This is a genomic window from Mesorhizobium sp. B2-4-19, assembly GCF_006441315.1.
Taxonomy (GTDB): Bacteria; Pseudomonadota; Alphaproteobacteria; order Rhizobiales; family Rhizobiaceae; genus Mesorhizobium.
Genome location: NZ_VFUV01000002.1, coordinates 192,858 through 206,336 on the forward strand (window position 1 = coordinate 192,858; position 13,479 = coordinate 206,336).

A 13,479-nucleotide genomic window follows, 5' to 3' on the forward strand; every position below is an offset into this window, starting at 1 on the left:
TCAGTCTCCATCCAATGACGAAAACCCGACGGTCAGGCCGAATTCGGCGGTCAGGCGGGTGCCGATCAGGGTCGACAGGCTGGAGGTGATCAGCGCGAAATGCTCGAATTTTTCGCGCAGCGCGGGGTCGGCGAGCGTCTTGTCGATCGGACCCTGGATCGACTTCGCGGTGGCGACGCCGTTGACCAGCTGGATGTGGATGGACTCCGCCATCCAGCGTGTATCGGGCGGTAGCGCATCGCCAAGTTTCGAGGCCTGGAACAGCGCATCGATGCCGGCGAGATTTCCGGCCAGTGCATTGGCGGTGTTTTGCGAGCGCCAGTAGATCGCCTGTTTCGGCTTGTCCGCATCCGGCTTGCCGCCAAGAAAACCTTTCAGGCGGACATCCCTGACCATCTCCAGCTCGTTGATGAAAACGCCGACCAGTTCGGTGACCGCTTCGTTGCCGTCGCGGTAGAGTGCGTTCTGCGGTCCCGGATTGGCCCAAAGCGCGGCAAAGCCGTCCGGCTTGTTCCAGGCCGCGCTGACGTCATCGGCCATGGTTTCGATATTGCCGGCAACCGCCGCGCCATAGGCGCAGCGATAGGGATCGTCCTTGCCCGCCAGCGCGTCGGCGCCCTCGCCGAAAAGCACGAACTCCAGCGCGCCGAGCCCCTGCATGGCGACGCTCTTGCCGGCCAGTTGTTTCGGATCGGCCGCCGTCGAGTCCTTGTCCGCCAGCGCCGCCTGCACCTGTTTCAGGCCTATGCTCTTGCGATCCGGCCAGTAGAGGATGCGCTCCAGCCGATTGTTCTCCTTGATCGGCCCGAAACCGATGATTTCGGCCGACGACCAGGCATAGACCGTGGCCGAGAATTCGCCCCGCACCGCATCGAGCTCCCCTTGCGAGGGCGCTTCACAGAGCTTGTGCATCGCTTGCGTCAACGCTTCCGCATGCTGGTGCAGATCGGCATAGGCCGGACGGACAAAGCCGTCGATCGCCCGCTGGATGATGTCGGAGGCGTTCACCGCCGCCGAGGCGGGGAAAACACCGAGCAGAGCCAGCGGAAGAACGAGAACCAGTGCAGAGCGCTTCAGCATCACAGTGACTCCAGGAATTTGACCAGCGCATCGCGCTCGGCCGCGTTGGCGGCGGCAAAGCGGTCGCGCGCCTTCTGCGCCTCGCCACCATGCCACAGGATCGCCTCGATCAGGCTGCGCGCGCGGCCATCATGCAGAAAGAAGGAATTGCCGTTGACGGTTTCGGTGAGGCCGATGCCCCACAGCGGCGCGGTGCGCCATTCGCTGCCCGTCGCATCGCCCACCGCCTGGCCGTCGGCCAGGTCGGGTCCCATGTCGTGCAGCAGGAAATCGGAATAGGGCCAGATCAGTTGGAAGGCCTGCGCCTTGTCAGGCGCATCCCGCCGAGTGACGAATTTCGGCGTGTGGCAGGAAACGCAGCCGATCTCGTAAAAGAGCTTCTTGCCGGCGAGTACACCAGGCGCGGCGAGATCGCGGCGCGCTGGCACCGCCAGGTTCTGCGAATAGAAGGTGACGAGATCCATCACCGGCGGCGGCGCCTCGACCGGACCGAGGCGCGCCTGCACGCCATTCGGCATGGCTAGGCATTTTGCCTGTGCGGTGGTGCAATCGCCCCAATGCTTTGGTTGTTCCGGCGTCGAGATGCCGATATCGCCGGCGAAGGCGTCCGCCGCCTGCTGGCGGATCGTCGCGGTCTGTGCTTTCCAGCCGAAACGGCCAAGCGTCAGTTCGCCACTCAGCCCGTCACGCACGATGTTCGGCTTGCCGGAGATGCCGTCGCCGTCAAGGTCTTCCGGATCGGCATGGGCAAGAATGTCAGCCGGCGCGATCTGCTCGATCAGGCCAAGGCCGATCATCGGCGGCGTCAGGCGCGGCGACAGCGTGGTGCGCGGATCAAGCGGCCCATAGGCGAGATCGGTGACGGAGTAGCTGGGCTTGCGCAGGGAAACCGCCGTGCCGTCCGCCAGCGTCACCTGCCGTTCCTGATAATCGACGCGCATCCGGCCTTCGCCGCGCAAGCCGGGCACGGCCAGCTCCTGCAACTGCGTCCCATAGACCGGATCGGGGAAATTGGGCAGATCGCGGTCGGCAAGGGCCGATTTTTCCTCGGCGCTGCTGGCATCTCGCGCCAGCCGCAGGAACATCGACGTGGTGCCGGTATCGCCTTGCGGCGGGCGACCGCGGCCGTCCTTCAGATGGCAGTTCTGGCAGGCGCGTTCGTTGAACAGCGGACCCAGCCCGTCCGACGCCTGCGTCGAAGATGGCGACGACACCCAGTTCTTGCGGAACAAGGCGTTGCCGAGCTTGAAAGTGCCCTCTTCCTCGAAGGTGATGTTGGCCGAGGATTGCGAGAACGCGTCGCGGCTGACGTCTTTCTCAGACGTGCCGGCGCCGCCTTGCATCAGTTCGAACGGCTCGGGTTTGGAGAAATCCGTGGTCGGCCTGGTGACGGCGGTGACGCGCGCCTGATCCTTGGCATCGAGGTCGCTGCGCGTGGTGGCGAGCCCGGCCGGCTGAAGCTCGCCGGCAATCGCGGACGATGTCAGCGCCAACACGAGAATGGTGCAGCGCCGACGAGCCAGTCCGGCTGGCCTCTTCAAGCGAAACGGCGAGCCATCGGCCCGCCGCAAGCGGCGCGGTAATTCTAGCAGGCGCCGCATTCCCGCATGCCTTTACTCCGCCTCGTTGGCCGAGTCGGCGTTGAGCTGGCCGTACTTCTCCTCGCCGATCGAGGCGAGCAGGTCGAGCTGCGTCTCGAGGAAGTCGATGTGACCTTCCTCGTCAGCCAGCAGATCCTCAAACAGTTTCATCGTCACGTAGTCGCCCACCTCATGGCAGATTTCGCGCGAACGCTTGTAGGCCGTGCGCGCGTCATATTCGCCGGCAAGGTCGGATTCGAGCACTTCCTTGACGTTCTGCCCGATGCGCAGCGGCGCCACGGACTGCAGGTTCGGATGGCCTTCAAGGAAGATGATCCGGGCGATGAGCCTGTCGGCGTGGTGCATCTCCTCGATCGATTCCGCCCGCTCCTTCTTGGCCAGCTTCGTGTACCCCCAATCCTCCAGCAGACGGAAGTGCACCCAATATTGATTGACGGCTCCAAGCTCCAGGAAAAGAGCCTCGTTAAGCTGCTCGATGACCAGACTTTCGCCTTTCATGGGTTCTGCTCCCGTATTGGACGCGCAGGCCTCTGACGCGATCCAGGTGTGAAACGACATCGACGCCGCTCGCCTCCGAGCGGGCGTGGTAATTTTCGGTAACCCGAATGATCGTTTCGACCACATTTGGGAAACAGCCGCAACAACGGCCACGCTTTTGCATCGCGTGATAGACCTTGGCCGGCACGATGAGTTGCCAGGGGTCCAGGTCCAGCAGCCCGATGATCGTCTGCTCGATCTCCTTCTCGGTGATGATGTTGCAATGGCAGATCAGCATTTTCAGGGCTCGGATGGCTGACGGCGCCTCCCGCGCCGTGTGGCTTGTTCTGGTCCCGGAGCCCATTTCGAAGCCGATTATCGGCTTCCGACCGGGCTCCAGGTTTCGGCGCTTACTTGAACACCTTGTCGGGTGCGTCGAGGCTGTCGGAGCCTTCGAAGGCGATGGCGTTGAGTTTCAGCGAGCCGACGGCACGCTCGATCGATTTGGTCTGATCGATCAGGGCGTCGATCGCCGCCTGCACGGTGGCGTTGCCCGCCGCGTTGCCCTCGGCGATCTGCTGGTCATAGGCCTCGCCGGCCTCGGCCCGCGCCTTGATCGCCTCCATCTTGGCGACGGTGACGTCGAGCTTGTCAGACAGCTCCTTGTCGATCGCAGGATCGGCGGCCTTGACCATGTCATGCACCGAAGGTCCGGAAACGACGGTGCCGTCGAGGCGCGTGTAGCTGGCCAGGTAGGCGGCGCGGATGCCGATCGCATCATAGAGGTGCGAATTGTAGGTGTTGTCGGAGAAGCAGTCTTGCTCCTCCTCGGGATCATGCAGCATCAAGCCGAGATTCATGCGTTCACCGGCCAGTTCGCCGTAGGACAGCGAGCCCATGCCGGTGAAGATGACCGAGATCGCCGCGTTCGGCTCGCCATCGACGAGGTTCTTGCGTGCGGCCCCATCTGCCTTCCAGTCGTTGACCATCTTCTGCAGGTCCGAAACCAGAAGGGTGGTGGCGGACTTCAGATATTCGGCACGGCGGTCGCAATTGCCGCCGGTGCAGTTCTTGAGGTCGTAGTCGGTGTAAGGGCGCTCGCCGGCGCCCGGGCCGATGCCGTGCAGATCCTGGCCCCAGAGCAGGAATTCGATGGCGTGATAGCCGGTGGCGACATTGGCCTCGACGCCGCCGGCTTGCTGCAGCGTGCCGGAGAGGAATTCCGGAGAAAGCTTCGAGGCATCGACCTTCTTGCCGTTGATCTCGATTTCCTTGTTGGCGATCACATTGGCCGTATAGAGCGAATTCGTGTCCGATTCCGTGCCGTAGCTCTTGGCGACATAGTCGATCAGGCCTTCGTCCAGCGGCCAGGAATTCACCTCGCCTTCCCAGTCGTCGACGATCTTGTTGCCGAAGCGGTAGACCTCGGTCTGCTGGTAGGGAACGCGCGATGCCTTCCAGGCGGCGCGGGCGGCATTGAGCGTTTCCGCCGACGGGTTGGCCAGCAGCGCATCGACCGCCTTGTCGAGAGCCTGCGCCGTGGTCAACGAATCCTCATATTTGGCAAGCGCGATATCGGAATAGGTCCTGATGACCGCTTTCGCGTCGGTTTCCGCCTTGGCAGGCAGCACGAACACCGCCGCCGTCAGCAGCGCCGTGGCACCAATCGCCGCCAGCCTGCCGCCATATCGTGCCGTCATCATCACTCTCCAGTTTCTCGGAAATTCCATAAGCGGCGCGCGCGGCGACCGGCGCGGGGCCACGTCGTTGCCAAAAGCGCCAAGACTTGCCGCGCCATTGCGCGGTTCAGGGAAGAAAGACACCAAAATGCCTCCAATCGAACGGGTTCAAGGCCCAGACATCAAAGGGATGCGCCAATACGCATGCTTCCATAAAGCTTCGACGCCGATGGAAGTCAACGAAAATCTACGGGAAAAGCCAATTGAAACAATAGTTTAGAATTATTCTAAACTACAGAAGTCAACTTTGTATCTCGGCTGCACCGGCTTCGCTGTCGAACTGTACGATTGACAGCCGCCGTTCCGGGTGCGACCCGCAAACGCTCTCTTGCGGCGGCGCCAGACAATTGCCACCTGCCGAGAGATCCTAGGATCGAATCAGGATTTGGAACGCGATGAAGAACGGCGTGGTCATTGTCGGTGCGGGTCATGCGGGCGTGCAAGCGGCCGCCAGTCTGCGCGAGGACGGCTATGACGGGCCGGTGATCCTCATCAGTGACGAGAACCAACTGCCCTACCATAAGCCGCCGCTGTCGAAGACCTTCATCAAGGATGCCGAGGCCAAGCCGCAACCGCTTCGGGGTGAGGCCTTCTATACCGGCAGCGCCATCGACTATCGGCCGGGCGTGCGGATCGAGCGCATCGATGCCGGCGGCCGCAGCCTGGAGATATCAGGCGGCGGCGTGCTTGCCTTCGACCACCTGATCCTGGCGACCGGATCGCGCCCGCGCCTCCTGCCGCTGCCAGGCGCTGATCTGTCCGGCGTCTTGTCATTGCGTTCACTGGCCGATGCCCGGCGGATCCGCGACCTGAGCGCACGGAGCGAAGATGTCGTCATCCTCGGTGGCGGCTTCATCGGGCTGGAGATCGCCGCGACGCTGCGCGCGGCCGGCCGCACGGTGACGGTGGTGGAAGCGGTCGACCGGCTGCTTGGGCGCGCCGTTGCCCCTGTGGTGGCGAGCCATGTCCGCCAACGGCTGGAAGCGACCGGCGTGCGCATCCTGACTGGCACCTCGATTTCAAGGCTCGAAGGCGAAAACGGTCATGTCGTCGCCGCCATCACCTCGTCGGGCGAAAAATTGCCGGCGCGCATGGTCATCGTCGGCATCGGCGCCGTGCCCAATGTCGAACTGGCGCAGGACGCCGGCCTTGCCATAGCCGACGGCATCCGTGTCGATCATCAGATGCGCAGTTCGGCGCCAGAAATCCTGGCCATCGGCGACGCCGCCTCCTACCGGCACTGGTTCACCGGCGGCGATGTGCGGCTGGAATCGGTGCAGAACGCCACCGACCAGGCCCGCCTCGCGGCGCGCACGATCACCGGTCACGCGGATGCCTATTCGGCGGTGCCATGGTTCTGGTCCGATATTGGCGACATGAAGCTGCAGATGGTCGGGCTGACCGCCGGCGGCGACAGCCAAGTCGTGCTCGGCGACCTGCCCGACAACAGATTCTCGATCTACCACTATGCCGGCGACCGGTTGCTCGGCATTGAATCCGTCAACCGCCCCGGCGACCACATGCTTGGCCGCAAGATGCTCGGCGCCGGCTTCTCGCCGAAACCGGAGACCGTGGCAATGGGTCCCGAAGGGTTGAAGGCGGCTCTGGCTGCCTTTCAGCAGGATGAGCCGGCAAGAGCTGCGGGATAGCCGCCCTCCCCCTTGTGGGGAGGGGCGCTGCGAAGCAGCGGGGTGGGGGTCGGCGCCAAGCCCGCCACCCGGACCTGCGGTCCGACCTCCCCGCGAGGGGGAGGTAACGCGGTTCAGGCAGCGCAGACTTCGCGGATCGAGCTTTCCAGGATGTCGAGCGCCTCGTTCATGACCTCGTCCTGGATGGTGATCGGCGCGAGGAAACGGATGACGTTGCCGTAGACGCCGCAGGTCAGCAGGATCAGGCCCTTGTCGAGCGCCTTCAGCCGGATGGCGTTGGCGATCTCGGCCGACGGCAGGCTCTTCTTGACGTCGTTGAACTCGACCGCGTTCATGAAGCCGAGGCCCCTTATATCGACGATCTCGGGCACGTCGTCGCGGATCGACTGCAGGCGCTGCTTCAGCCGCGCGCCCAGCGTGTTGGCGCGGTCGCACAGCTTTTCGTCCTCGATCACGTCAAGCACGGCATGCGCGGCGGCAACGCCGATCGGGCTGCCGCCATAGGTGCCGCCGAGGCCGCCGGGGCCGGGCGCATCCATGATCTCGGCGCGGCCGGTGACCGCCGACAGCGGGAAGCCGCCGGCCAGGCTCTTGGCCATTGTGGTGATGTCGGCCGCGACGTCGTGGTGATCCATCGCGAACATCTTGCCGGTGCGGGCAAAGCCGGTCTGCACCTCGTCGGCGATCAAAAGCATGCCGTGCTGGTCGCAGAGCTTGCGCAGCGCGGTCAGGAATTCGCGCGGCGCCTCGTAGAAACCGCCCTCGCCCTGAACCGGTTCGACGATGATGGCGGCTACGCGGGCCGGATCGACATCGGCCTTGAACAACCGGTCGAGTGCGGCAAGCGAATCGGCAACCGACACGCCGTGCAGCGCCACCGGGAACGGCGCGTGATAGACGTCGCCCGGCATGGCGCCGAAGCCGACCTTGTAGGGCACGACCTTGCCGGTCAGCGCCATGCCCATGAAGGTGCGGCCATGGAAGCCGCCGGCGAAGGCGATGACGGCCGGGCGTCCGGTGGCATTGCGGGCGATCTTGATTGCGTTCTCGACCGCCTCGGCGCCGGTGGTGACGAAGATGGTCTTCTTGTCGAACTTGCCGGGCAGCATTGCGTTCAGCCGCTCGGCCAGCCTGACATAGCTTTCATAGGGCACGACCTGGTGGCAGGTGTGGGTGAAACGGTCGAGCTGCGCCTTGACCGCTTCGATCACCCTGGGATGGCGGTGGCCGGTGTTGACGACGGCGATGCCAGAGGAAAAGTCGATGTAGCGACGGCCTTCGACATCCCAGATTTCCGAATTTTCGGCCCGGTCGGCATAGATTTGCGTGGTCATGCCGACGCCGCGCGAGATCGACTGGTTTTTGCGTTCGGAAATGGCTGAATTCTTCATGATATCCCTCATCGGGCCGGCGCCCGTCCTCGTTGATCAGGTGTCTTCTGACCTTATTTCACGTTTTCCTCAAGTCGGCACCACCGGCGGTCGATTGGGCCTGCGACGAGAAGATCCGGGCCTTAACCAGTCGGACGATACGCGTACGAGGTCGGTTTCCTTTTTCCGGGGATCGATTATCCTCCTGACATCCGCGAGGCATCGCGATCAGCGAGCGACCGCGGCTGGGGAGCCCATGATGAGGAACGCGACATCGTCCGTCTCGCCGCCATCCGTCAAAACCTCCAGCCTTTTGTCATTTCCAATCGCCTCGGCAGTGTGCGCCTGCGCAGCCGCATTGCTGCTGGCCGGCTGCCAGAAGCAGGAAGCGGCGGACAAGAAACTGCCGATCATGGTGCGCACCGAAACGGTGGCGATGGCCGACTATGCGCCGAGAACCTCGCTGACCGGGGTGATCGCCGCGCGCACGCTGAACAATCTGTCGTTCCGGGTTGGCGGCCGCATTGCCGAGCGGCTTGTCGATGTCGGCCAGCATGTCGACCAGGGTGCGGTGCTTGCCCGCATCGATCCGCAGGAGCAGCAATCCGACCTGCGTTCCGCACAGGCCGATCTCGATGCTGCACGAGCGCAGCTGACCCAGTCCGCCGCCGCCTTCGACCGGCAGAAGACGCTGCTTGCCCAGGGATTCACCACAAGGCGCGACTATGACGCCGCCGACCAGGCGCTGAAGGTGGCGCAAGGCAGCGTCGATGCCGCGCAGAGCGCATTCGCCAATGCCCAGCAGAACCTGTCCTTCACCGAACTCAAGGCGGGTGCCGCCGGCGTCATCACCGCCCGCCAGGTCGAAACCGGCCAGGTGGTGCAGGCGGCACAAACCGTCTTCACGGTCGCCGAGGACGGTGACCGCGATGCGGTGTTCAACGTACAGGAGACGCTGGTCGCCAGGACGCCGGCCTCGCCGGCGGTGACGATCACATTGTTGTCCGACCCGCAGGTCCGGGCGACAGGCAAGGTGCGCGAAATTTCGCCGGCGGTCGACCAGGCTTCCGGTTCGATCCGGGTGAAGGTCGGCATTGCCGACACGCCAGCCGGCATGCCGCTGGGGGCGGCGGTCATCGGCTCGGTCAGCGCCAAGCCGGCGAAGGCGATCCTGCTGCCTTGGCAGGCGCTGACATCCAGCGCCGGCAAGCCGGCGGTGTGGATCGTCGACCCCTCGACCAAGGCGGTGGCGCAGACGCCTGTCGAGGTGCTGGCCTTCGATTCAGGCACGGTCGTCATCACCAGCGGACTGAACGAGGGCCAGAGCGTCGTGACCGCGGGCGGGCAGTTGCTCAGTCCCGGCCAGACGGTCGAGATATCGGGAGCGGCCCAATGAACCGGCCTGTCATGCTTGGCCTGTTCGCGCTTGGCGCGCTCGCCGCCTGCTCGAAATCGGAGGAAAAGCCGCCGGAGGTCATCCGGCCGGTCCTGTCGATGGTCGTCGAGCCGCGCACCACGCAGACCTTCGGCTTTGCCGGCTCGGTCGAGCCGCAGGTCAGCGCCGACCTTGCCTTCCGCCTGCTTGGCCGGGTCGTCTCGCGCGACGTCAAGGTCGGCGACATCGTCAGCAAGGGCACGACGATCGCCGCACTCGACCCGACCGCGCTGGAGCTGGCGGTGCAAGCAGCCAAGGCCGAGCTCTCCAATGCAGAGGCCCAGTTCGCCAACGCCGCCGCCAGCGAGGAGCGCCAGCGCCAGCTGCTTGCCGCGGCCAACGCCTCGCAGGCCGTCTTCGACGCCGCGCAGCAGGCACGCAAGGCCGCGGAAGCCAATGTCGAGCGGGCCAAGGCTTCGCTTGCCAAATCGCAGGAGCAGCTCGGCTACGCCAGGCTGTTCTCGGATTTCGACGGCGTCGTCACCGCTGTCGGCGCCGAAGTCGGACAGACCGTCTCGGCCGGCCAGACGGTCGTCACCGTGGCACGCTCGGATCTGCGCGAAGCCGTGGTCGATATTCCCGATCAGTTGACCGGCGATCTGAGGGCCGGCACGCCGTTCCAGGTCATCCTGCAATCGCTGCCGACAATCGAGACCCAGGCCAGGCTGCGCGAGATCGCGCCGCAGGCCGAGGGCTCGACCCGCACCCGGCGCGTCAAGCTGACGCTCACCGATCCGCCGCAGGCCTTCCGGCTCGGCTCGACGGTGACGGCGACCCGCGTGACCAAGGTGGCACCGACGATCGAACTGCCCCTCTCGGCGCTGCTGGAAAAGAACGGTCCCGACAAGGTGTGGATCGTCGATCCGCAGACATCGAGCGTGAGGGCGAAAGAGATCAAGGTGGCGGCCAAGGGCGCCGACACCTTTACCGTCGCCGAAGGGCTGGAGGCTGGCATGCGCGTCGTCACCGCGGGCATCCACAGCCTGAGCGAAGGCCAGAAGGTCAAAGTGCCGGAGGGCGGCGTCTGATGAAAGGCTTCAACCTCTCCGACTGGGCGCTCAGCCACCGCTCCATGGTCTGGTATTTCATGCTCGTCTTCGTGGTCGCCGGCATCTTCTCCTACCTCAATCTCGGCCGTGAGGAAGACCCCAACTTCACCATCAAGACGATGATCATCCAGGCCAACTGGCCGGGCGCCTCCGTCAAGGAGACCTTGCAGCAAGTCACCGACCGCATCGAGAAGAAGCTCGAGGAACTCGACAGCCTCGACTATACCAAATCCGTCACCACCGCCGGCCAGACCGTCATCTTCGTCAACCTGAAGGACACCACCAAGGCGCGCGATGTCGTGCCGAACTGGATTCAGGTGCGCAACATGGTCAACGACATCAAGGCACAGTTTCCGCAAGGCGTGCAGGGACCGTTCTTCAATGACCGCTTCGGCGATGTCTACGGCAACATCTACGCCTTCACATCGGACGGGCTGACGCCTCGCCAATTGCGAGACTATGTCGAGGATGTCCGCGCCAAGATCCTGACCGTGCCCAATGCCGGCAAGGTCGATCTCGTCGGCGCGCAGGACGAAGCCATCTATCTTGAATTCTCGACCCGCCAGATCGCTGCCCTCGGCCTCAACCAGCAGGCGATCTTGGCAAGCCTGCAGGCGCAGAACGCGATCACGCCGTCCGGCGTCATCCAGTCCGGACCGGAGCGCATCAGCGTGCGCGTCGGCGGCCAGTTCACCTCCGAGGACAGCCTTCGCGCCATCAACCTGCGCGTCAACGACCGCTTCTTCCGGCTGAGCGACGTGGCGACGATCACGCGCGGCTATGCCGATCCGCCGACGGCGCTGTTCCGCTTCAACGGCCAGGACGCGATCGGGCTCGCCATCGGCATGAAGCCCAACGCCAATCTGCTGCAGTTCGGCGAGGCGCTGCATGAGGAGATGAACAAGGTGCTGGCCGACCTGCCGGTCGGTGTCGGCGTGCATCTGGTCGCCGACCAGCCGGTCATCGTCGAGGAGGCCGTCTCGGGCTTCACCCGCGCTTTGTTCGAGGCGGTGGCCATCGTGCTCGCGGTATCGTTCATCAGCCTCGGCATGCGAGCCGGCTTCGTCGTGGCGCTGTCGATCCCTCTGGTGCTGGCCATCACCTTCACGGTCATGGCCTATCTCGGCATTTCGCTGCAGCGCATTTCGCTCGGCGCGCTGATCATCGCGCTCGGCCTTTTGGTCGACGACGCGATGATCGCCGTCGAGATGATGGTGGCGCGGCTGGAGGTCGGCGACAATCTGCGCAAGGCGGCGACCTATGTCTACACCTCGACCGCCTTCCCGATGCTGACCGGCACGCTGGTGACGGTCGCCGGCTTCATCCCGATCGGACTCAATTCAAGTGCCGCCGGCGAATACACTTTCACCCTATTCGTCGTCATCGCCGTGTCGCTTTTGGTGTCATGGATCGTGGCGGTGCTGTTCGCGCCGCTGCTCGGCGTCACCATCCTGCCGGCGACGATGAAGACGAAACACCACGACCAGCCGGGACGCTTTACTTCGCTGTTCCGGCGCGTCCTTGTCGGCTCGGTGCGCCGCCACTGGCTGACCATCATCGCCACGGTGCTGTTGTTTGCCGCCTCGATCGCCGGCTTCGGTCTCGTCCAGCAGCAGTTCTTCCCGCCCTCCGACCGGCCCGAGCTGATCGTCGACTGGAACCTGCCGCAAAATTCCTCGATCGCCGAGACGCGCGACCAGATGGAGCGCTTCGAGCAGCGGGCGCTGGTCGGCAACCCCGACATCGACCATTTCTCGTCCTATATCGGCCAGGGCGCGGTGCGCTTCGTGCTGGCCTACGACGTGCAGCCGGCCAACCCCTATTTCGGCCAGACCGTGATCGTCACCAAGAGCATCGAGGCGCGCAACCGGGTCAAGCCGGCGTTGGAGAAGCTGCTGCGCGAGGAGTTTGTCGGCACCGACGCCTTCGTCAAGCTGCTCGAGCTCGGGCCGCCGGTCGGCCGTCCGGTGCAGTACCGCGTCGGCGGTCCCGACATCCAGACGGTGCGCCAGCTGGCGCAGCAATTCGGCGGCGTGATCTCGGCCAATCCTAAACTGGCAGCCCCCACCTTCGACTGGAACGAGCCGCAGCGCGTGCTGCGGGTCGACGTGCTGCAGGACAAGGCCCGACAGCTCGGCATCACCTCTTCCGATATCGCCAGCGCGCTGAACAGCACGGTCGGCGGCGCCACCATCACGCAGGTGCGCGACGCCACCTATCTGATCAATGTCGTGGCGCGCTCACGCGATGCCGAACGCGGCTCGATCGGGACGCTGCAGAACATGCAGTTGCCGACCAGCACCGGCGAGGCGATCCCGCTCGCGGCGTTGGCCAACTTCCGCTACGAGCTGGAGCAGCCGACAGTATGGCGACGCGACCGCATTCCGACGATCACCGTGCGCGCCGGACTGGTCGGCGACGTGCTGCCGGCCACCGTGGTCAACGAGCTGAAGCCATCGGTCGATGCCTTCATCGCCAAGCTGCCGCCGGGCTATTCTGTCGAGACCGCCGGCTCGGTCGAGGAAAGCGCCAAGAGCCAGGGTCCGATCGCGGCCGTGGTGCCGCTGATGCTGTTCGTGATGGCGACGATCCTGATGATCCAGTTGCAGAGCTTCCAGCGCCTGTTCCTAGTGGTGGCGGTGGCGCCGCTCGGGCTGATCGGCGTGGTCGCGGCCCTGGTGCCGAGCGGCGCGCCGCTCGGCTTCGTCGCGATCCTCGGCGTTCTGGCGCTGATCGGCATCCTGATCCGCAACTCGGTTATCCTGATCGTGCAGATCGAGGACCTTGTCGCCGAGGGCAAGGACCGCTGGGCGGCCGTCATCGAGGCGACCGAACACCGCATGCGGCCGATCGCGCTGACCGCGGCCGCAGCCAGCCTGGCGCTCATCCCGATCGCACGCGAAGTGTTCTGGGGGCCGATGGCCTATGCCATGATGGGCGGCATCATCGCGGGCACGGCGATCACGCTGCTCTTCCTGCCGGCGCTTTATGTGACGTGGTTCAGGATCAAGGAGCCGAAGCAATCGAGCCAAGCTGAACACAGCGAAGCCTTGCCTGAGAGCGGAGCAGCCTGACGCTC

10 protein-coding genes are annotated in these 13,479 nt (G+C 64.7%); 4 read left to right on the forward strand and 6 right to left on the reverse strand.

Features of this window, described 5'->3' with window-relative positions; translation table 11 throughout:
* The 5 genes from FJ546_RS04180 to FJ546_RS04200 all read right to left on the reverse strand — a co-directional run bounded on the left by FJ546_RS04180 (position 1) and on the right by FJ546_RS04200 (position 4,858).
* Positions 1-1,080: an imelysin family protein gene (locus tag FJ546_RS04180; protein ID WP_140888203.1), complete on the reverse strand. Its 1,080-nt coding sequence runs from the start codon at positions 1,078-1,080 to the stop codon at positions 1-3.
* The gene (locus FJ546_RS04185) at positions 1,080-2,681 is read right to left on the reverse strand and encodes a di-heme oxidoredictase family protein (protein ID WP_140888204.1); all 1,602 of its coding nucleotides are present in this window, start codon (positions 2,679-2,681) and stop codon (positions 1,080-1,082) included. The genes FJ546_RS04180 and FJ546_RS04185 overlap by 1 nt, the downstream gene beginning before the upstream one ends.
* A gap of 12 nt (positions 2,682-2,693) precedes the next feature.
* Positions 2,694-3,179 (reverse strand): bacterioferritin, encoded by a 486-nt coding sequence (gene bfr / locus FJ546_RS04190; RefSeq protein ID WP_140888205.1) that lies wholly within the window; start codon positions 3,177-3,179, stop codon positions 2,694-2,696.
* Positions 3,145-3,456: a (2Fe-2S)-binding protein gene (locus FJ546_RS04195; protein WP_140888206.1), complete on the reverse strand. Its 312-nt coding sequence runs from the start codon at positions 3,454-3,456 to the stop codon at positions 3,145-3,147. Before FJ546_RS04195 ends, bfr begins: the two co-directional genes overlap by 35 nt.
* A gap of 112 nt (positions 3,457-3,568) precedes the next feature.
* Entirely contained in the window at positions 3,569-4,858 is a 1,290-nt protein-coding gene (locus FJ546_RS04200; RefSeq protein WP_140888207.1) for an imelysin family protein, read from the reverse strand.
* Positions 4,859-5,292: 434 nt separating this feature from the next.
* Here FJ546_RS04200 and FJ546_RS04205 point away from each other — a divergent pair, with 434 nt between their 5' ends.
* On the forward strand, positions 5,293-6,546 hold the full coding sequence (locus FJ546_RS04205; RefSeq protein ID WP_140888208.1) for an FAD-dependent oxidoreductase: 1,254 nt from the start codon (positions 5,293-5,295) through the stop codon (positions 6,544-6,546).
* Between the two features lie 113 nt (positions 6,547-6,659).
* Here the strand turns inward: FJ546_RS04205 and FJ546_RS04210 are convergent, their stop codons facing one another.
* Complete coding sequence (locus FJ546_RS04210; RefSeq protein WP_140888209.1) at positions 6,660-7,937, reverse strand: 4-aminobutyrate--2-oxoglutarate transaminase; 1,278 nt, start codon at positions 7,935-7,937, stop codon at positions 6,660-6,662.
* Positions 7,938-8,175: 238 nt separating this feature from the next.
* Between FJ546_RS04210 and FJ546_RS04215 the strand changes: the two genes are divergently transcribed.
* The 3 genes from FJ546_RS04215 to FJ546_RS04225 are packed head-to-tail and all read left to right on the forward strand — an operon-like array spanning position 8,176 to position 13,474.
* Positions 8,176-9,312 (forward strand): efflux RND transporter periplasmic adaptor subunit, encoded by a 1,137-nt coding sequence (locus FJ546_RS04215; protein ID WP_246686742.1) that lies wholly within the window; start codon positions 8,176-8,178, stop codon positions 9,310-9,312.
* Positions 9,309-10,379: an efflux RND transporter periplasmic adaptor subunit gene (locus FJ546_RS04220; RefSeq protein ID WP_140888211.1), complete on the forward strand. Its 1,071-nt coding sequence runs from the start codon at positions 9,309-9,311 to the stop codon at positions 10,377-10,379. Before FJ546_RS04215 ends, FJ546_RS04220 begins: the two co-directional genes overlap by 4 nt.
* On the forward strand, positions 10,379-13,474 hold the full coding sequence (locus tag FJ546_RS04225) for an efflux RND transporter permease subunit (protein WP_140888212.1): 3,096 nt from the start codon (positions 10,379-10,381) through the stop codon (positions 13,472-13,474). The genes FJ546_RS04220 and FJ546_RS04225 overlap by 1 nt, the downstream gene beginning before the upstream one ends.
* Positions 13,475-13,479: the final 5 nt, after the last annotated feature.